Source organism: Dyadobacter frigoris (genome assembly GCF_005280585.1).
GTDB classification, from domain to species: Bacteria; Bacteroidota; Bacteroidia; order Cytophagales; family Spirosomataceae; genus Dyadobacter; species Dyadobacter frigoris.
In genome coordinates this window covers 36,404-57,090 of the sequence record NZ_SZVO01000016.1, presented here as the reverse complement: position 1 = coordinate 57,090, position 20,687 = coordinate 36,404, and the positions used below count along the sequence as shown (strand labels likewise).

Genomic DNA, 20,687 nt, shown 5'->3' with positions numbered 1-20,687 from the left:
CATGAAAAATCTAATCGTATTAAGCTTTCTAGCAACGCTTATTTTGACAGGTTGTTCAAAAGAAAACTTATATAATGAAAGTGCTTCTCTTGCTGATAGTACCAAAATCACGCAGGTTTTGGAGGGAAAAGTAATCACTTCGATGGTTGATAAAAAAGAAAAAACCATGTCTACGTTATATGGGAACGATATTGCGGTTGAACATGCAAGAAATTCGGTTGATCACCACTATCCTATTGGGTCAGAATTGTCGCTTGTCACCTGGTCCCAGAAAGAAGATATTCATTGGTATGGCGCGAATATTCCCGGGGAAATAAAATCCATTGAAATCGTAAAATACCAGGCTCCGGATTCAGCAATTTTGGAATATTATAAAGGGAAAAATTTACACTTAGGAAAACGGGATTTTGAAACTGCTGTGAAAAGAATTGAGTTTATTTCGGGTCAGCGCGCGGCAGTATTACCTTAGAATAATGTATAACTTTTTAAGACTTAATAGCTAAACGTCCGAAGTATTTGCAGTAAAACCACAAAAACATCGGACGTTTAGCTATTACATGATAATACTAAGCAACAGATACTAATCTTTCGCTTTCCTTTTTCTTTAAATTTCTTCGATGTCTTTCGAGATATAGATTTCCGCATATAAGCAAAGTCAGGCTGACAGCGGCTTGCAGGTAAGTAAACTGTATCAATACTTTTGACCAACTTAACTGCTTCATAAACAATTCCTTGAATAACAAAAGTCCGGCGCTGCCCAGATATCCGATACTTTCACACATGTAAACAAAAAATCCGGCGTTGGCCCTGATCCGGAACAATGCGATCATGCGGTCAAACAATGCAGATTGAATCACAGTAAATCCCAAAAACATTCCTGTTCCGATTGTTAACATCCAGTAAAAACCGCTGATCAGATGCATTTCAAAAAGAAAACTGGAAACCCCGCTCATGACAACTCCCGTGAAAATGACAAGATTTGTCATTCGAAAACCGATAAGATTATTTTTGATAAAAGCCAGACTTGCAACGACGATCAGTACCACAAATCCGGTAATCATTTCTGTTTGTGATAAAACAGAACTTACCCAACCCGCGGAAATTTCATTCCATATCTCTATTGTAAAGTTATCCCGAAAATCCCGTCCTACGATCAGAAGGGCATAACAAACAAGTATACATAAGACAGGAAAACCATATTCTTTAAGCGCATTTTTTTTGTCAAAATCTGTCATGGGTTCTCTTTCAGTACGCAATATTACATCCTCCTTTGTCGGCGCAGGCATCACATGCAACATCCAGACAAAAAAGAGGAAAAACGGAAGAAACAATAATCCCATCAGAAACGGCATCCAGAATTCTGTAATATAAGGTAACCAGTAATGAACTTCCAAATAAGTAGTTTTAAGCATCCCGGAAGCTGCTATAATGCTGATGTTCAAACCCATTGCAATCATTTCGGTAAAACGGCGACCTTCCAGAAAGCTAAAAACAACGCCATAAACCATGCCTAACGGCAAGCCATTTATAAACAGGAAAATGAAATTATAAGGGTAAGGAACCAAGCCAAAAAATAGCAGCGCAACCTCTGCAACCACGATCAGGAGAATAATCAGCTTAACCCTATCCGATGCTTTTAATTCCGAAATGACTTTGATTCCGGCAAATTTGGACAAAGTATAACCCGCAACCTGAGCTAATATCAATATCGATTTATAGCCAATTCCCCAAAGCTCCAACCCCTGATAAAGACCAGAATTAAAGGGTTTTCTGAAAGCATACATGCAAAAGTAGGCACCAAAAGACGCTACAATTGACCAGATAACAAATAACGTATTTGAGTTTAACAATGCTTTCTTCACTTGCATGATCCGGTATTTTCAATTAATATTTTTCTACCAAGGAGGCTACTTCCAAGGCATTTTCCAGAATTTGTAATGCTGCTTTCAATTCCTCACGCGTGATCGTCAATGGAGGTGATAGTTGCAATACATTGCCTTGGGAAACCTTGAAGCTCATGCCGTTTTTCAAACATTCATACATCACAATTTCTGCTTCGCGCACCGCCTTTTCCTTTGTCTCTTTATCTTTTACCAATTCAATCCCCCAGAGCAGGCCTATTCCTCGAATGTCGCCAATAAGCGGGAATTTTTCAGCCAGCTTGTCAATTTCTTCCTGCATGAATAAAGCGTCATTCTGCACTTTTTCCAGGATATTGTTTTGTTCAATAAATTCAAGCATAGCCAATGCAGCTACACTTCCTAATGGACTTTTTTCATGGGTAAAATGCCCCAATGAAATACTTCCGGCAACATTATAACTTTCACGCGCAACGATGGCGGCCATAGGCATTACTCCCGCCCCAAGTCCTTTACCCAGACAAATAATATCCGGTTCAAAACCATAATTTTCAAAGGCAAACATTTTACCTGTACGGCCGAAAGCAATTGGAATTTCATCTAAAATCAGCAGTACTTTATGACGCGTACATATTTCCCGAACCCTATCCCAATAGGCTTGTGACGGAATTTGAACGTCTGTATTCCTTATTGTTTCTATGACAAAAGCACCGATATCACCTTCTTTTTCAATCACATATTCAAGATAATCTGCATAAGCCAAATCACTGTTACCGGAAGAAAAGAAAGGTCCGCGGTAAGTCATCGGCGGAGGAATTCTTTCCACGCCGGGCATAAGTGGTCCCATATCTTTACGAAAATCCAGTTCTCCACCAGCCGAAATTGCATCAAGAGATGCGCCATGAAAAGAATCCCAGAGCGAAATGATTTTATGTTTTCCGGTTACAATACGCGCCAGTTTAAGCGCCATACTGATGGAAGAAGTTCCGCCTGGAGCGAATAAAACACGTTTTAAATCACCTGGTAAAAGTGAACCCAGTTTTTTGGCCAGTTCAATGGCAGGAACGTTGGTATATCGTCTCGGAGAAAAAGGAAGAATATCCAGCTGCGCCTTAATTTTATCAAGAACGTAAGGATTCCGGTAACCGACCTGATGAACATTATTGCCATGAAAATCCATGTACTTTTTCCCCTGAATATCGGTCAGATAAATTCCTTCGCAAGACGCCAGAACATCCAGACAAGGCGTAGACAATGCCTGGTGTAAAAAATATTCTGCATCCTCTTCCAGATAAGAAAGCGTATCTGCATCTTCAATGATAGCATACCAATTGCTTCTTTCTGAGGTCAGATTAATGTCTCCTTCGGTTCTGTTGTGTTGTTTTTCACTCATTATAATAAAAATTTCACCGTATCAGAATTGGTTATCCAAGATATTAAATTAACCCGGGACTTTCGCCCCGGGTAGTTTAGGAATAGTCGGGTATTATTTGGTAAAAAGTTTGTCGGCCGGAATCAGCTGTTTAGTTAGGCCCGGGCCTTTATAAAATGCATCAAGCCAGAAACCGCCTCCGTTGTTATAATAATCCACCCGGATCGTATGTTTTCCAGCTGTCAATTCAACAGAACCCGTTTGTTCCTGAACGCCATGATTTCCATCATTATTGACAACTTCTTTGCCATCAATAAAAAGTTTGCTGCCATCATCGGACTGCGTCGAAAAAATATATTTTCCAGGGGTATCAATTTGTATAAAACCCGAAAACTGTAACGCAAAACTGAAATTATCATTTTCCACAATGCCGTTAATCTGGTCGCGGTTGATGTTAAATTCAGGACTAACCCAGGCCGAACCCTTTTTCAAATTCGCGAAAACAGGAACTTTCGTCAGATCTTTTCCCTGATAAAATGTTGTATTCAAACCATTTCCCAAACCCGGTTTGACAAGGCGAAAATACGCGGTTGAAAGTGGACTTCCATTGCCTTTTTCATCATAACTTTTTGCTTTTACTACCGTTGTCTTATTTACTGTAAAAGGAACTTTGTAAACCGGAGACGAAGTTTTTGGATCAGATCCGTCTGTCGTGTAGTGTGTTACACCTTTTTCTGCTTTTGTATCAATCTTCACTGTTGCTGTTTCAGTAGTATACAATCCACCGGCTTGCTGATACAGTTTTCTTTCAGGATAAATAACGGGTTGATCAACCGTTTTTTCTCCGAGATACAAATTTTCAGGTTCCGAAAATCCTTCGAAAACAGATTTGACAGGTCGGCCGATCCATGCGTACGGAGGCGTCAATTTTAATGCAAAAGCAATTGTGGCTGCCAAATCGTAAGTATAGACCTGCTGCTCAACTTTATAACCTTTTTTCACATCTTTGCCATAAAAAATACCGGCAATTTCAGCTTCCTGAGGTGTTGCACCACCATGTCCATACCCAATTCCTCCATGATCCGCCCAAATAATAACCAGTGTATTTTCTTCAATTCCGGCGTCTTTAATTCCTTTCAAAATCTGACCTACCAGAGAATCCGTTTTCGCTACCGACTGATAATATTCCGGAGAACCGTGGCCACCGTGATGCCCGGCATGATCCACATGATCAAAATGAACAAAACCAAGTGTAGGTTTTTTCTCTTTGATATACTTAATAAAATCAGTTGCAGTAGAATCTTCCGTAGAAAAGCGTTTATCGTAATTGACAGCACTTTTTTGAAATAATCTTCCAAAACCGTCCCAATGATAAACAGTACCAATTTCCACCTCAGGTTTTTCGCGATGAAGCACGCTGAAAATGGTTGGAAAACGACCATCCGCCTCCTGTACAATCGGTGGCAAACTATGATCATCAAGCTCCCAGTCGTTATTGATCACGCCGTGCTGTTCGGGCCCGGCTCCGGAAATCATCGATGCCCAGTTTTGGCTGCTGCTCGAAGTCAATACCGTGCGGACGTTCCACTTCACGCTGCCATTGGCAATCATGTCATGAATAATCGGCGATTTGGATTTTTGAATTCCATCCGGACTTAAACCGTCCACACCAATGACTATTACGTGCTCAATACCGTCAGGAAATTTTTCACTTTCTTTTTTGCAGGATATAAATAGACCTGCAAAGGCAAGAAAAGTAAGGGTTTTGGAAGTTTTAAATTTCATTACATCAAATATTTACTACCCGAAATCAATTATATTTTATTGTTTATCCCACCAAACATGTGTTTTTAAATCATCTGCTCCGCCAAGCAAAGCAACGCCTTTTGCATAATTTGCTTCATTAATCCGTAATTCATCCGCGGGATAGAACATTCTTCTTGGCACATAACCAGGCCCTACGGGCCCTACCGGAATAACAGGAATTCCAGTTCTTCTCCATTCTGACCAAGCCTCATAACCAACAAGATAAAGGGAAATCCATTTTTGAATCGCTATTTTTTCAAGCTTTTTAGCCGACGTACCTGTGTAAGAAACAGCGTCCTGTTTGAAATAGGTGTCATCAGCGGTAATACTTGCCGGAGCCAATTTCAGATAAGATGTTGCGTAATTGGCCGGAATCCGGGAAGCCAGGTAAGTAAACTGGTCTTTTATTCCTTTCAGATAATAACTTTCAGCCGCTGTACTTCCACCCGAAATATATCCTTTTTCGGCAGCCTCAGCCAGAATAAATTGTACTTCTGAATAACTCATCAAAATCCCCTCACCTGCTTTTGCATTAGCAAGATCCGGACTATACTGAATCGACATCCATAACATACCCGATGGCGAAGTAATATTGGCATTTGGAAGTGATCCAATTCCGTTCAAATCTCCTGCATAAACGAATTTAGAAGGATCCGGGCGATTTCCGCTTGCGTCAACAGCGCTGCTCGCTGGGGTTGGAAGTGCGTAAACGTACATTCTTTTGTCGTTCATTTGCGCAAGATAATCGATCAGCTGTTTGGTAACTTTTGTACTTGTTCCGCCATTTCCTGAACGATAAAACGGAGATTCATTCGCTGGAATATCAGCCAGATATTCCAGCGACGCCTGATCTGCATTTGATGTAAAAACCGGATAAGTCGCCACGTCTTCCACAATTTTTTTCATTGCAGCCGTCGGATCAACTCTTTTCGACTGACGCATCAATAACCGCAATCTTAAACTGTTCGCGAATTTTCTCCAGCTTGCAGTACTTCCGTTATAAAGAATATCACCCGTTACAGATTCTGTTCCTGTACTTAGCAAAGTATTCGCTTCGTCAAGATCCGACAATAATCCCGCATAAACAGCTTCCTGAGATTCATAGGTCGGGTTACTTATACCCGTAAGTTTTGCACTTGCAGCATCACGAAAAGGAATCGGACCGTAGATATCGGTAAGGTTTTGGAACATCCATGACCGAAGTACCATCGCAATTCCTTTGTAATTTTTCAAACCTTTCTCTTCAGAAAGCATAATGACTTCGTTCAGATCGCGGATATAATCATAATTACTCCACAAAAAGTAGCCGCTCGCATCAGCTCTGGCCCAGTTACTGAAATTACTTGCATAATCAGAAGCAAGTAAATTCGCAGCAACACTTCCTCTGTCGTATGAACTTTCGAAGTTTCTATTGACAGCGGAACGGATCACATTTGGTAGAAGCAGGCCAACATTGGTCACTTCATCAGGCGAATTGGGATTTGTATTTATTTCTTCAAAGTCATTGGTACAGCTTAAACTCAGCAGCAGTAACAAGAATGGTATAAAGCTTAACTTTTTCATAATTTCTGGTTTTGCCGTTTAAAAAATCAAATTCAAACTAACACCCAATTCCCTTGTGGAAGGAGTACTCATGTTTTCAAATCCCGGGATCAAACCGCTGCCATCTGTCGCCGTGGTAACTTCCGGATCAAAATGTTTGTTACTTTTCGGCGTGACCAGGAACAGGTTTCTACCGGTAACCGAGATTTTAGCCGTTTTGATAAATTTGCCATTAGCCAACCATTTTGAAGGCAAAGCATACCCAATCGAAAGTTCACGCAGTTTGAAATACGTAGAGCTGAAAAGCTGCGCTTCTGAAATATGATCCAGCGGTTTTTTGATAAAATATCGTGCGTTTGTTCCGTAAACACCTGCACTGTACGTTCCATCTGTACTTGTATTATTAGGCTGGTACGATCCGTCGGCCATAAGTGCAGCACCCGGAATGTAGTACTTCCCATCGTATTCCTGACCCGGCGTACGAGCGCCGCGGCCCAATGCACTTTCTTCCAATTGACCCGCGCCCGTGGCTTTGTTGTAAAAACGAGAAACAAATTTGCCACCGTATTGTCCACCGAACATAAAGTTCAAACTCAGCCCTTTGTATGTCAACTGGTTATAGATACCACCAGTCCAGTCCGGATGATAATTTCCCAGATAAATATCCTCGCTTGTTCCTCTTGGGTATGAATCATTGAAAATAATGACATTTCCTTTCATTGGTCCGTCCTGAACTCTCTGGTAACCAGGCCCCCAGATTGATCCCATTTTTTGACCAACCCGAGCCTGAATAGAAGCATCTTCGCCCGGTGCAGCCTGAACGATTTTATCAACATCACTGGTCAAAGAAAGTAGCTTACCGACGTTGTGTGCCCAGTTTACTGTAATATTCCATTTGAAATCAGCCGTTTTTATTGGTGTGAAATTCAAGACAACTTCTACACCTTTATTTCTAATTTCACCTGCATTGATCTGTCTGCTGGTAGCGCCTGAGCTTTGCACAGACGGAAGGCTAATGATCTGGTTTTTGGATAACGCATTGTAATAGGTCACATCAAATCCCAAACGGTTTTGGAAAAAGCTTACTGCTGTTCCAATTTCGTAGGTTGTGATAATTTCTGGCTTCAATTTTGGATTCAAAAGAGATCCTGTACCAACCAGCGCATAATTACTGCCCCATGGCGACGCATAATTGTAAGTATTTTTCAAAGCATAAGGGCCTGTATCGTTACCCACTTTCGCCCAGCTTCCTCTTAACTGAACCTGACTAAAAACTTCGGGAAGGTTGAAAATACTTTTCAGGTTTCCGTTGACACTGACCGACGGATAGAAATAAGAATTGTTTCCGGCTGGTAAAGTACTCGACCAGTCATTCCGTGCAGTAACGTCAAGATATACGTAATCTTTGTAATTCAAATTGGCAGTACCGTAAAGACTGTTGATACGTTTTTTGAATTTATTTGAAGAACCCGTTAAAGCTGTTCCGGTATTTCCAATGCTATAAACACCCGGAATTAATAATTGCGGAGCAGCAACATCTTCACTATGACCGTTGTTGTCAAACCGGTTTCCACCAGCAGAAACATTGATACCGAAATCTCCGTTTTTGGTTGTATTGTTATACGTCAGCAAGAAATCGGCATTGCGTTCTTCATTTTTAATTTGAACAATTTCGTACCGGCCACTTTCATAATCAACCGTACTTACAGCCCATTGCATCGGCCTGAAATCGTTGTAAAAATCGTCTGCAACACGCGCTTTTAATTTCAAATGATCTGTGAAAGCGTATTCTAAGGCTACATTACCATAAACGCGATCCTTGTTCTGCCCTTTTGTATCCTGATATTGTAAAAAGAAAGGGTTGTTATGATTCTCACCGTAGTTATATTGATACTGACGAATTCCTTCCAAACCTGGCTGCCAATAATTTTTAAGACTGTTCATGTTTACATTTCTTCCCATCCAGGTAAAGAAATACATGAATGTACTGCGGCCGTAACCATTATCCGGACGGTTATCACTCGTTTGTCTAACATAATTGATATTGATCGAAGAAGTAAGTTTTTTCGACAGTTTATAAGAGCTGTTCAAATTAACCTGATAGCGGTCAAGATTGTTATTTGGGATAACGCCTTTTTCATTTAATGAAGTAAGTGAAAGACGATAATCTCCATGCTCATTTCCACCAGAAAACGCGATGTTGTTATAGTATTTTTTTCCGTTTGTAAAGAAGTTCTTTATGTTGTTCGGCTGAGAAACCCATGGTGTCTGAAGAACATCACCTCTGTTGCTAATCGCGACATCACCTCCGCGGTAACCGTTCGTTGTTGGAGAATCAAACTGAGCTCTTGTTGTTCCGATATCCATTCTTGGGCCCCAGCTTTCATCATAATCATCATTATTTCCATTTGGATATGCCGACCAGCTTGCTCCAAAGTTGGATCCATCATACTGTCCATTATTTCCTTGTCCGAATTTATTTTGAAATTTCGGTAACCGGCCTACTTTGGTAACGAATAAATAGGAATTGAAACTCACGCCAACTCCTTTTCTGTTGCTGCCTTTTTTTGTGGTGATCACAATCGCACCTCTCGCCGCACGTGAGCCGTACAAAGCCGCAGCGGCAGGACCTTTCAACACGTTAACCGACTCAATATCAGCCGGATTAATTTCAGAAGCACTATTACCATAATCCGCTGATCCACTGTTATTAGTATTGTCATTACCAACCGGCACACCGTCAATAATAAAAAGTGGCTGACTTTGCATAGACAAGGAAGATTCTCCTCTGATAACAATCCTGGCAGATGACCCAACACCACCTGCTCCGCTGATATTAACACCTGCGATTTTACCGGAAAGGTTATTGACAAAGTTGGAAGCAGGAGATTCGTTAAGTATCTCTCCCTTAACCTGCTGTGTCGAGTATCCAAGTGATTTTTTCTCTCTGCTGATACCAAGTGCTGTTACAACAACTTCATCCAGAACGTTGTTATCTTCTTGCATGGTTATGTCTATAGAGGTTTTTCCACCTACTATTACTTGCTGGGTTTTATAACCGATAAAAGAAAATACAAGTATGTCAGCCGATGAACCGACCGTAATCTGAAAATTTCCGTCAGCATCACTGGCGGTACCTTTTTGTGAATCTTTGATAACAATATTAACACCTGGAAGTGTCTGTCCTTTCGAATCGGTAATTCTTCCTTTGATGTTAATATCGGCATTTACGGCGCCTGATATCGAACGATTAATGTTATACGCTAGAACATTTTCTATCGCCTTATGCTTTCCAGCCAAGGTATTTGTCTCGGATTTGCTGATTTCCGAATCCGGAAATCGGGTTTTGACTGCGGCATGTACCGGGACGAAAGTCCCGTTGGCAATCAGCATCCCAAACGCAAACAATCCGGCCCTTTTCAGCTGGAAACGTTTTGTAGAGAGAGGTTTCATACTAGTATCAAGTTTATGGGTATATGCTTTGATTTATTCAATCCTTGTCCGGTAAACACAGGCAAAAAGCTGCCATATGTTCAATACAATGCCATTACCACTCTGCTTGCTGCAAATTGGCTCAATTACCTGATCCGATATTTGTATTCTTTTCTATGATCTGTGAGGATTAAGAATCCTCACAGATCAAAATTATTTCTATTGATACGTTCCGCCGATCACCTGGTCGCAAAGGCCGAATGAAAGTGTCATTCCTGCACCACCCAATCCGTTAATGATTGTCACACCGCCTTCAGGTTTTAAAACAATTTCGGTATTTCCATTTGTCATTTTCGGGTAAATTCCATGCCATGTCTCAAATACCTTCGGCGATTTGAATTGCGCAAAAGTAGCCAGGTAATCAAGGATCATGGTGTTGATAAACTCACGGTCAAAAGGATCAAAAGTCAGTGCGTATTCATGCGAATCACCCACTGTAATCTCACCAAGGCCATTTTGTGAAGCCATCACGTGAATTCCCCATTTCAAATATTCTGCATATTCTTCTTTATATCTTGCTTTCAGAATTTCAAGAGACGGTGCTGCTTTGAAACCGTCATAATGAATTAAAGAAAGTCCTCCGCACAACGACGGACCAATTTTCCAGTTGTCAGGCTGCGCTTCAAGGCGTAACATTTGAAGCTTACATTTTGTCAAAGGTGACGATGAAAATAATTCCGGATACAGCGTTTCAAAATCAGCACCGCTGCATACAAAAATTTCGTCCGCCGCCCACTGTTTCGCACCTGATCTCACCGTTGGATGATCAACCTCAGAAATTGCCGTATCCCAGATAAAATCCACACCATATTTTTCAGTCAGGTAAGCAGGAATTCCTGCGATTGCCTGCCTTGGATCCACAATCATTTCATCTTCACAAAACAGAGAACCCAACAATCCGTTTGCATTCACAGCCGGCGACATATTCAGTGTTTCCTGAGCAGAAAGTACCCGAACAGGTCGTTTATCACTCACTTCAACGATCTCTTTCACTACATTCAGCTCATCCTGATGGTAAGCCATATGCAAACTTCCGCCTTCGTGAAACCAGAGTTTACCTCCCGTCAAGACCTCTTTCCAGATGCTTTTGGCTTTTAATGCTCTTTCATACATTTTTCCTTCCGGCTGACCAATCGGCCAAACCATACCAAAATTCCGGATCGATGCGCCAACTGCCTTACTCGATCTTTCTATAACCGTGACCTGATAGCCTCTTGCACCTAATGCGCGTGCCGTTGCCAGCCCAACAATTCCTGCACCGATCACAATTGCTGATTTGCCCATTTTTCTATCTAATCTTGTTGAGTCGTTACTGTTTGAGGCATAATGATATTGATGACATCCGAAATATCATCGATAATATGCGTAGGGTTGTATGGAATTAATTCGTCGCGTGTAAAAGCTCCGGTTGTAATTCCAATCACGTATTTGCAGCCGCTATTAATTCCCTCATTAATATCTACTTCGGTATCGCCTACTTTGGCTATCACTTCAGAAGATTTAATTTCAAGTGCAGCCTTAATTTTTTCTATCATATCAGGAAAAGGACGACCATTTTCCACTTCATCACTTGCTACAAGAAAATCAACTTTGTCTGCCCAGCCCAGACGATCCATTATCACATCTGCAATGTTTCTTGAAAAACCGGTATCCAGCGCAATTTTTATCCCTGCCTCACGCAGTTTCAAAAATGTTTCCTCCACATTTGGAAGCGGAACAATATCATCCGAGGTTTCATAGAATTTAATCATGCTGTCAACAAATTCAGTATGAATGCTATCTATTAGCGCTGCTGTTATTTTTTGCTTTTCGGGCTCGTGCTTTTCGAGCATCATTTTAATAGCAACCGGTTTTTCATATCCCATAATCGGATTGATGTTTTCAATCGCAATCGGGTAGCCGTAATTATCCATCGCATTCTGAAATGCTACACCCACGTAATTTTTATCTTTTACTGTGGTGCCGGCCATATCAAACACAACAAGTTCAATTGACATTTTATATCTGTTTAATTGGTGAACTAATACTAAACTTTAAAGAAATCCAAAAAATAGTTAACTAACAAATTATTGAAACATGTGAACACAGAAAATATACTATTACTTAACTTTTCAATTTTTTAATATTTGCTAACTATTACATTTACAAGTTAAAAATACTTTAAATATAAAATATCACCAAATAAAAGTTAATAAATATTTAACAATATAAGAAAAAAATAATTTTAATGATGTAAAATTAAGTGGTTTAAATTTAACTTATATTAAGTAAATGTTAATTAATACTAAACAAACTGTAAATTCATCCAATGCATATTTCTTCAAATAAACAACTGAATCTGTCATCGATTTTTAAAATCAATAATAAAAAGGAAGAACTAAAACGATTTTCCATATCAACTTACTGCTCTTTCTGCTAAATTGCCAGGGACCTTGGCGGCTACTTTTAGTCAATATTCTGACTTCATATCAAAAAGGAAACAATGAAATTCGAGTTATATCAAATTGACGCTTTTACGGAAAAAATTTTCGGAGGAAATCCGGCTTGTGTGGTACCGCTGGAAAACTGGCTGCCGGATGATCTGCTTTTAAAAATAACAAAGGAAAATGCCGTCGCAGAGACTGCTTTTTTTGTAATAACCGGTGACCGCATTCACCTTAGATGGTTTACGCCTGAAATTGAAATGGATCTCTGCGGACATGCCACATTAGCTACGGCACATGCGCTTAAAACGATTTCAAACTATCCGAAAGATGAAATCATTTTCGACACTTTGAGTGGAGAGCTTGTGGTGACCACAAGTGAGGACATGTATTTTTTAAATTTCCCATCAAGAAAAGCCATACCTGCCGACTTACCGGAAAACATCAAAAAATCATTAAACATAGAGCCAAAATCTGTTCTAAAAGCAAGAGATTACGTTTTGGTCTATGATACCGAAAGTGAAATCAGAAATATCAAAATCGACAGGCATTTATTTGATCAGATCAACCTGGATCCCGGCGGTGTTATTGTAACGGCAAAGGGTAATGATTGTGATTTTGTTTCCCGCTTCTTCACACCGCAGGCTTCCATATTGGAAGATCCGGTTACGGGTTCAGCGCATTGTACACTTATACCCTATTGGAGTGAAAAGTTTGGTAAAAAAGAAATGAAAGCTGAACAAATTTCGGAAAGATCCGGAAAGTTGCTTTGTTTCGATCAAGGCGATCGGGTTTTAATTGGCGGAAAAGCAAAAACATACGCCGCCGGGCATTTTTGGATTGAGTGAATTAGAATGGTCATATAAAATGCGATAATTTTGAAACCATTGCTTTTGATATGATAACAATTTTCCGCTACTACTTAAAGGTTATAATTTCGGCTATTTTTACTTCATCACAAACATTACACAACCTTGTTACTTTTCGCGATAACAATCCTGAATTTATTATGGTAAACCACGTGTCCGTCATTTTTGACATAAGGCCCAACAGCTTTTGATACCGTTTCATATACTTTTTCAAATCCGCTATTCTGAATAGCTCTTGCAACAGGTCCGGCGGAAATTAATCCTTTAAGTGCTATGTCTTTATCCGGATAATCCCAAACCGAACTGATATCGGTATTATCAATAATTTTAAATCCTGACTCTTCCAGTATATTTTCGAGCAAACGATTTTCTGAAAGTGCAAAAGGGCCCGGCGCTCCCGGAGGCGGAGGCGGCAGCAAACTCCCAACAGCTTTTAAATAAGTGGCAGCCTCACAATCTTCCTTATTTCCCCAAATCATCACCACGATCCTGCCGTGCTTTTTTAAAACTCTTCCGGCTTCTTCCAGTGCATTTTTCACGTTTGCAGCATATTGAAATGAATTAAAACCGCAGACAATATCAAAAGTGTTGTGATCAAAAGGAAGTTCTTCCATCTCCCCAATTAAAAAATCAACTGAATTTGTACGTCGTTTTGCCTCTTCAATTAATTTTTCACTCGCGTCAATCGCAGTGACTTCTGCACCGGCTGCACTCGCGAAACTACTGAATAATCCCGATCCGCAACCAACGTCAAGCAACTTGTCTCCCGTTTTTAGATCCAGAAAATTCAGTGCATAATCGTAACCTGCCTTACCGGTTTGTTCCTGAATTTCTGCCCAGTTTTTTGGCTGTTGTCCCCAAAGTTCTCCCTGAATCGCTTTTGAACCCATAATTGATGAATCTGACAATAATTATTTAAGTTAATAAACTAAACATCAATAACTTATACTCGAAAAATATATAAATATTTCAAAATCCAGCAACCCATTAACTATTTTGACCAAATCTTTACCTTAACGGTTGTTTTATTCTGTAATGTTGCGTACTATTTTTACCTTTAAAGATGATTTATTGACATCCGGCAGCGGGATAACAGAAAATCAAATCCGCTTAACTAATTGTGCCCAATGAAAACTTTGCTCCTATCGTTCGCTTTTTTCGTTATAGTTTCAGGCGTTTTCGTACTTAAAAATAATCAGGAAAACGCCGCACAGACTAATTTTTATAAACAGGAAACAATTCCCTTTTGCGGACAGCAGCCATCAGGAAATCCGGGAAAAAGTGAAAACGGTAAATTTATTATGCCTTTACCTGGTTCCGGACAATATTCCTATAAAATTTCTACCACCAACGACAGTGCCCAGTTCTACTTCAACCAGGGACTGACGATGTATTACAGTTATCATATGAAAGAAGCATTGGCTTCTTTCATGGAAGCTTCCCGGTTTGATCCGCGTCATCCTATGCCCTATTGGGGACAGGCGCTTGCGATGGGGCCCTACTACAATGCGGCGCATTCCTATCTTTTGCCCGCAGCTATTCCGGAAATTGTAACCAAAATGAACGAGACAGCGACGTATGGAAATGATGATGAAAATACGCTGATCAAAACAATGACACTGCGTTACAGCAATGATATTTCCGATGCAAACAGGAAAAATTTAAATATTGCTTACGCAGATGCTATGAAAAAACTCGTGACGTCACATACGAGTAATGTGGATGTAAAGGCATTGTACGTGGATGCGGTCATGCTTATTCACGCATGGGACTTCTGGAATGCAGACGGTTCCGCAAAACCATGGACGCAAGAACTGGTATCTTTATGTGAGACCATTTTAAAGGAAAACCCCAACCACCCGGCGGCGCTACATTATCATATCCATCTCACCGAAGCTTCCAGACACCCCGAAACTGCGCTGCCAAATGCTGATAAACTGAAAAATCTTTTGCCGGGAGTTGCCCATATGGTGCACATGTCAAGTCATGAATATCAGCGAAATGGCATGTATGCAAAAGGGGTTGAAGTCAACGATCTTGCGGATGGAAATTTGCTTCATTATGACTCTCTGGCCCCTTATCTGCAATTGAATAAACGCAGTACGCACTACTATGCGGTGCAAACCTATTGTGCATTGAGCGGTGGAATGTACCAAACAGGAATGCGGGATGCGTTGCGATGCAGGAAAAGTGTTGCTCCAACGGCTCAGCAAACCTACGACCAATATATGTTTATGATGCCGGTCCTTACTTTGGTAAGACTTGGAAAATGGAATGAAATCCTGAAAGACAGTATTATGCCGGATCCTAAATGGAGCTATGCTTCACTCCTTTCCAATTTTGCCAAAGGGCTTGCGTATGTAAATACGGGTGAGGTAACCGCTGCGAAAAAACAGCTGGAATTGCTCCACCAGAATAGTAAAGACCCCATATTGACCAAAGTTCGGATTCCTTTTAATGCGCCGGTTTCCATGGCCAGCATCGCCGGAAAAATCCTGCATGCGTCCATCCTGTTTTCTGAAAAGAAATATGATGAAGCTTTTAGCGACCTGAACAAAGCAATTAAAATTGAAGACAACCTTGTCTATACTGAGCCAACCGACTGGCCGATTCCGGCGAGACAGTTTTTAGGCGCTTTTCTTCTGAAAACCGGAAAATCTGCTTTGGCAGAAAAAGTGTACCGCGAAGATTTGGAATTAAATCCCGGTAATGGCTGGTCTTTAATAGGATTGTCAAAAAGTCTGAAAGCGCAACGGAAAAATGATCAGTTGGCAACCTATAAAACAAAATACATGCGCGCATTTTCCGGTTCAGAAAATATCCCGTCGTCCTCGGTTTATATGAAATAGAAAAAAAATAGGTCTTGATAAAGTACATATCGGTTACATTTCTTTATTAATCCAGAAAAAAATTGCATATTTAGAAGATTTTGAACTCGAATTACTCAACGCACAATGAAATACCTTCCCATTCCTCATAATGAAAATGAAAGGTTAAAAGCACTGAAAGACTACCAGATTCTGGACACCTATAGTGAAAAAGAATTTGACAGACTTACTGAGCTTGCTTCTGTCATTTGCGACACTCCTATTTCACTCATATCACTTATTGATGAAAAACGGCAGTGGTTCAAATCGAACAAAGGACTGGATATTCCTGAGACGTCACGTGATCTTGCATTTTGCCAATATGCAATTATGGAAAATGTAATTTTTGAGGTTGAAGACGCTACCAGTGATGAACGTTTTAAGGATAATATTTTCGTAACGGGAAATCCGCATATTCGTTTTTACGCAGGTTATCCTTTGATAGATCCAAAAGGATTTTCCCTTGGGACGCTGTGCGTTATTGATAATAAAGTCAGGAAACTTAACCACCAACAAAAAAGTGCTCTGAAACTTATTGCCGAGCAGGTCATGTCACTAATCGTGGATCAGCGAAAACGTCAGGAATTGAAATATTTTGAACGGCTTTTTCAATTATCCAACGACCTGATCTGTATTGCGGGCGCTGATGGATATTTCAGGCAGATCAATCCTGCTTTTGAACAATTGCTGGGCTGGGATGAGCAATTTCTTCTCAAAACTTCTTTTTTTGAGCTTACACATCCGGATGATCTTGAAAAAACGTACGAGCAGATTTCAAAGCTTTCGTCCGGAATCCCAGGCATAAATTTCACACAAAGATTCCGTCAAAAAAGCGGCGAATATTTATACTTGCAATGGGTAGCCACGCCTGAACCTTCAACTGGAAATTTCTTCGCGATCGCACGAAATATCACCGAAGAAAAAATACAAGAGCAGAAATTACAGACCAGTGAAGATAACTTCCGGTCTTTTTTTGAAAATTCACAAGGATTAATGTGTACACATGATCTCAAAGGGAATTTTATAACAGTTAATGCGGCCGGTGCAGAATTACTTGGCTATTCCACAAGGGAGGTTTTGACGATGGGGCTGGCCGATCTGATTCCTGTGAAACATCATCAAGCCCTGAAATATTATTTGTGGGAAATCAGGGAAACTGGAAAGTCGAGCGGTTTGATGACCACTCAGCATAAAAACGGAGGTTATCTGATATGGAGTTATCATAATATTCTTGTTCATAATCCATATGGTGAAGATTATGTTGTAGGCAATTCTATCGATGTAACTGAAAGCCAGCAACTTGCTAAACGCCTTCAGAGAACTCAGGAAATGCTGGTGCAGACCAATCGCACGGCTCGCGTAGGCGGATGGGAAGTTGACATTCTTTCCGGGAAAGTAAACTGGTCCGAAGTTACCAAACAAATCCATGAGGTTGATGTCGATTATGAACCGGATTTAGCAACAGCATTTCAGTTTTACCAGGATGAAGATGGCCGCAAAACACTAATAAAGGCTGTCGACCTGGCCGTTTCCGATGGAAAAGGTTACGATCTTGAACTTGAATTAACTACGGCAAAGGGTAATTCTGTCTGGGTCCGAAGCATCGGCAATGCGGAAATAGAAAATGGAAAATGCAAAAGAATTTACGGAACATTTCAGGATATTGACGCAAAAAAAAGAGCCGAACTTGAAACAGCCAAATCCCGAAAATTACTTGATGACGTACTGAACGCAGCTTCTGCTGTCAGTATTATAGCCACCGATACCAGTGGCATTATCACGGTATTTAATAAAGGTGCTGAAAACCTTTTGGGTTATGCGTGCGAAGATGTAATTGGGCATTTCACACCTGAAATCTTTCACATTCCCGAAGAGTTAAAAAAGCGCTCAGAAGAATTGGGTGAAGAATATGGTATACAAATTAACGGACTCGGAGCTCTGATTGAAAAAGCAAAAACAGATGGTTTTGAAGTAAAAGAATGGACTTATAAAACAAAAACAGGTGTACTTTTTCCAGTTTCGCTGGCAGTAACAATGATTCGCGATCTTGACAATGCAATCATAGGATATCTGGGTGTAGCAACGGATTTGTCGGCAAGTAAAAAGGCGGAGCATGAACTTATTACACAAAGAGCCAGATTGCTGGCATTTGTCGAGCACGCGCCAGCAGCGGTTGCCATGTTTGATAAAGACATTAAATATCTGGCAATCAGCAGAAAATGGCTGGAAGAATATCATTTGACAGACCGCGATATTATTGGATTGACATATTATGAAGTTTTTCCCACCATTGGCGATCAATGGAAAGAGATTCATCAAAGAGCTTTGCAAGGTGCCATTATCACAAAAGAAGAGGAAATGTGGATACCACCGGGATGGGATCATGAACAATATCTTAAATGGGAAGTCCGGCCGTGGTATCAGTTTGATGGTTCGATCGGTGGGATAATGATGTTCACACAGGATATTACAGAAATTGCGCTGGGCAGAGAAGAATTAAAGCACGCCAAACTTCTGGCTGAACAAGCCAATATCGCCAAGTCAGAATTTCTTGCAAACATGAGCCACGAGATCAGAACTCCCCTTAACGGAATAATCGGCTTTACGGATCTTGTGTTAAAGACGCAGCTAACTGACACGCAAAAGCAATATTTAGGAATTGTGAATCAATCGGGGACGGCGCTTCTCAACATTATCAATGACATACTCGACTTTTCAAAAATTGAAGCAGGTAAGCTGGAACTTGATATTGACAAATCTGATATTTTCGAAATAGCCTCTCAATCCGCCGATATTATTTCATTTCCTGTTCAAAACAAAGGCTTGGAAATGCTGCTAAATATTCCCGCCGATTTACCGCGGTTTGTCTGGGTAGATGAAATCAGGCTGAAACAGGTTTTGATTAATCTGCTAAGTAACGCAGCCAAATTTACCGAAAGCGGAGAAATTGAGCTAAAAATTGAAATGCTGGAATACACGCCGGAAGAGAGTAATGAAGTTACCTGCCGGTTTTCAGTACGTGATACCGGTATTGGAATCAGAGAAGAAAAACAGGCGAAAATTTTCGAAGCCTTTTTACAGGAAGACGGTTCCACAACAAAAAAATATGGAGGTACGGGGCTGGGGCTGACGATCTCAAACAAACTTTTGGGGATGATGGGAAGTCATCTTCAACTCAAAAGTATTCCCGGAATTGGCAGTACTTTCTTTTTTGACCTTACCCTGAAATCAGAACCCGGAGAGCCTATTATCTGGGAGCATGTCGATTCCATCAAGCGTGTTTTAATCGTAGATGACAACGACAACAATCGTATCATCCTTGAAAAAATGCTTGAAATCCTGAAAATTGAATCTTCTCAGGCTAAAAACGGCATGGAAGCTGTGGAAATGATCATGAATGGAAAAACGGTTTTTGACGCTGTCCTGATGGACTATCATATGCCCCAACTGGATGGACTGGAAACAATAAAGTTACTGAGAATAACTTACGGGATGAATGCAGATCAACTTCCAATTGTGTTGCTGAACAGCTCCGCGGACGACGCCATTGTTTTAAAAGGCTGTGAAGATTTAAAAGTAAATTATCGTTTGATGAAACCGATCAAGCTTAATGATATTTTTCTTTCTCTTTCCCGGTTATCCCAAAAAGGAAAATTCGAAGAGTACAATCTTTTGCCTGGAAATAATGAGATCGATACTGGCGGACTTCTCATCCTGATAGCAGAAGATAATCCGGTCAATATGTTTCTGGCTAAAACAGTGATAAGAAAAATCGCACCAAACGCTGAGATTATCGAAGCCGAAAACGGGGTAAAAGCGGTAGAGTTATGTAAGAAACAATTGCCTGCTATCATTTTTATGGACGTACAAATGCCTGAAATGAACGGTTACGAAGCTACTGTGGCTATTAGAGATCTTGAAGGAGAAAACCATGTCCCGATCATTGCGCTGACAGCCGGAAACGTAAAAGGTGAAAAGGAAAAATGCCTGGAAGCAGGTATGGACGACTTTGTTACCAAGCCCTTTGTTGAAGACATGATCTGGCAGATGCTCAATAAATTTGTTGGACTGGACAGTCCTCAAAATAAGGAGAAAAAAACAGAAAACACTTTTGTTTCCGATATCAGTCATTTTGATATTGAAAAACTTAACAATACTTTCATGAATGACAAGGAGTTCATTCGTGAATTGCTGGATCTGACCATAAACGGGTTAAATAATGATTTGTTGGATTTGAAAAAATCCTACGCAAAAGAAGACCTGGCCGCTATCAAAGCTTCCGGACATAAATTGAAAGGCTCATCTTCATCTGTCTATCTCAATCAAGTTGCCAAACTCGCCGGTCTGTTGGAACACCTTCTTATTTTTGACAAAACTGTTATTGAAAAATTACTGACCGAACTGGAAAACGAGATTGATTATTTGTTACCGATTCTGGCAGAACTGTAAACACGCTC

12 protein-coding genes are annotated in these 20,687 nt (G+C 40.5%); 4 read left to right on the top strand and 8 right to left on the bottom strand.

Annotation, left to right across the window (positions count from 1 at the left end):
• Window position 1 precedes the first annotated feature (1 nt).
• Window positions 2-469, top strand: a complete 468-nt coding sequence (locus FDK13_RS27395; protein WP_137343216.1) for a cytochrome P460 family protein — start codon at window positions 2-4, stop codon at window positions 467-469.
• A gap of 97 nt (window positions 470-566) precedes the next feature.
• Here the strand turns inward: FDK13_RS27395 and FDK13_RS27390 are convergent, their stop codons facing one another.
• From FDK13_RS27390 to FDK13_RS27360, 7 genes are all read right to left on the bottom strand, one after another.
• Complete coding sequence (locus FDK13_RS27390; protein ID WP_137343215.1) at window positions 567-1,868, bottom strand: DUF5690 family protein; 1,302 nt, start codon at window positions 1,866-1,868, stop codon at window positions 567-569.
• Between the two features lie 16 nt (window positions 1,869-1,884).
• Window positions 1,885-3,252: an aspartate aminotransferase family protein gene (locus FDK13_RS27385; RefSeq protein ID WP_137343214.1), complete on the bottom strand. Its 1,368-nt coding sequence runs from the start codon at window positions 3,250-3,252 to the stop codon at window positions 1,885-1,887.
• A gap of 93 nt (window positions 3,253-3,345) precedes the next feature.
• On the bottom strand, window positions 3,346-5,016 hold the full coding sequence (locus FDK13_RS27380) for an alkaline phosphatase family protein (RefSeq protein WP_137343213.1): 1,671 nt from the start codon (window positions 5,014-5,016) through the stop codon (window positions 3,346-3,348).
• A gap of 36 nt (window positions 5,017-5,052) precedes the next feature.
• The gene (locus FDK13_RS27375) at window positions 5,053-6,600 is read right to left on the bottom strand and encodes a SusD/RagB family nutrient-binding outer membrane lipoprotein (RefSeq protein WP_137343212.1); all 1,548 of its coding nucleotides are present in this window, start codon (window positions 6,598-6,600) and stop codon (window positions 5,053-5,055) included.
• 18 nt (window positions 6,601-6,618) lie between these two features.
• On the bottom strand, window positions 6,619-10,032 hold the full coding sequence (locus FDK13_RS27370; protein ID WP_137343211.1) for a SusC/RagA family TonB-linked outer membrane protein: 3,414 nt from the start codon (window positions 10,030-10,032) through the stop codon (window positions 6,619-6,621).
• A 198-nt stretch (window positions 10,033-10,230) separates the two neighbouring features.
• The gene (locus FDK13_RS27365) at window positions 10,231-11,355 is read right to left on the bottom strand and encodes a TIGR03364 family FAD-dependent oxidoreductase (RefSeq protein ID WP_137343210.1); all 1,125 of its coding nucleotides are present in this window, start codon (window positions 11,353-11,355) and stop codon (window positions 10,231-10,233) included.
• 8 nt (window positions 11,356-11,363) lie between these two features.
• Complete coding sequence (locus FDK13_RS27360; protein ID WP_137343209.1) at window positions 11,364-12,068, bottom strand: HAD hydrolase-like protein; 705 nt, start codon at window positions 12,066-12,068, stop codon at window positions 11,364-11,366.
• A 485-nt stretch (window positions 12,069-12,553) separates the two neighbouring features.
• Here FDK13_RS27360 and FDK13_RS27355 point away from each other — a divergent pair, with 485 nt between their 5' ends.
• Entirely contained in the window at window positions 12,554-13,342 is a 789-nt protein-coding gene (locus FDK13_RS27355; protein ID WP_137343208.1) for a PhzF family protein, read from the top strand.
• A gap of 116 nt (window positions 13,343-13,458) precedes the next feature.
• On the opposite strand, the gene FDK13_RS27350 is transcribed toward FDK13_RS27355, so the two are convergent.
• Window positions 13,459-14,271, bottom strand: a complete 813-nt coding sequence (locus FDK13_RS27350; protein ID WP_137343207.1) for a class I SAM-dependent methyltransferase — start codon at window positions 14,269-14,271, stop codon at window positions 13,459-13,461.
• Between the two features lie 219 nt (window positions 14,272-14,490).
• Between FDK13_RS27350 and FDK13_RS27345 the strand changes: the two genes are divergently transcribed.
• Window positions 14,491-16,212 (top strand): tetratricopeptide repeat protein, encoded by a 1,722-nt coding sequence (locus tag FDK13_RS27345; protein ID WP_137343206.1) that lies wholly within the window; start codon window positions 14,491-14,493, stop codon window positions 16,210-16,212.
• A gap of 105 nt (window positions 16,213-16,317) precedes the next feature.
• On the top strand, window positions 16,318-20,679 hold the full coding sequence (locus FDK13_RS27340; RefSeq protein WP_137343205.1) for a PAS domain S-box protein: 4,362 nt from the start codon (window positions 16,318-16,320) through the stop codon (window positions 20,677-20,679).
• The last annotated feature ends 8 nt before the right edge of the window (window positions 20,680-20,687 follow it).

Coding starts and splice junctions, on each gene's coding strand:
- FDK13_RS27395 (WP_137343216.1), top strand. CDS start 2: ATGAAAAATCTAATCGTATTAAGCTTTCTAGCAACGCTTATTTTGACA.
- FDK13_RS27390 (WP_137343215.1), bottom strand. CDS start 1,868: ATGCAAGTGAAGAAAGCATTGTTAAACTCAAATACGTTATTTGTTATC.
- FDK13_RS27385 (WP_137343214.1), bottom strand. CDS start 3,252: ATGAGTGAAAAACAACACAACAGAACCGAAGGAGACATTAATCTGACC.
- FDK13_RS27380 (WP_137343213.1), bottom strand. CDS start 5,016: ATGAAATTTAAAACTTCCAAAACCCTTACTTTTCTTGCCTTTGCAGGT.
- FDK13_RS27375 (WP_137343212.1), bottom strand. CDS start 6,600: ATGAAAAAGTTAAGCTTTATACCATTCTTGTTACTGCTGCTGAGTTTA.
- FDK13_RS27370 (WP_137343211.1), bottom strand. CDS start 10,032: ATGAAACCTCTCTCTACAAAACGTTTCCAGCTGAAAAGGGCCGGATTG.
- FDK13_RS27365 (WP_137343210.1), bottom strand. CDS start 11,355: ATGGGCAAATCAGCAATTGTGATCGGTGCAGGAATTGTTGGGCTGGCA.
- FDK13_RS27360 (WP_137343209.1), bottom strand. CDS start 12,068: ATGTCAATTGAACTTGTTGTGTTTGATATGGCCGGCACCACAGTAAAA.
- FDK13_RS27355 (WP_137343208.1), top strand. CDS start 12,554: ATGAAATTCGAGTTATATCAAATTGACGCTTTTACGGAAAAAATTTTC.
- FDK13_RS27345 (WP_137343206.1), top strand. CDS start 14,491: ATGAAAACTTTGCTCCTATCGTTCGCTTTTTTCGTTATAGTTTCAGGC.
- FDK13_RS27340 (WP_137343205.1), top strand. CDS start 16,318: ATGAAATACCTTCCCATTCCTCATAATGAAAATGAAAGGTTAAAAGCA.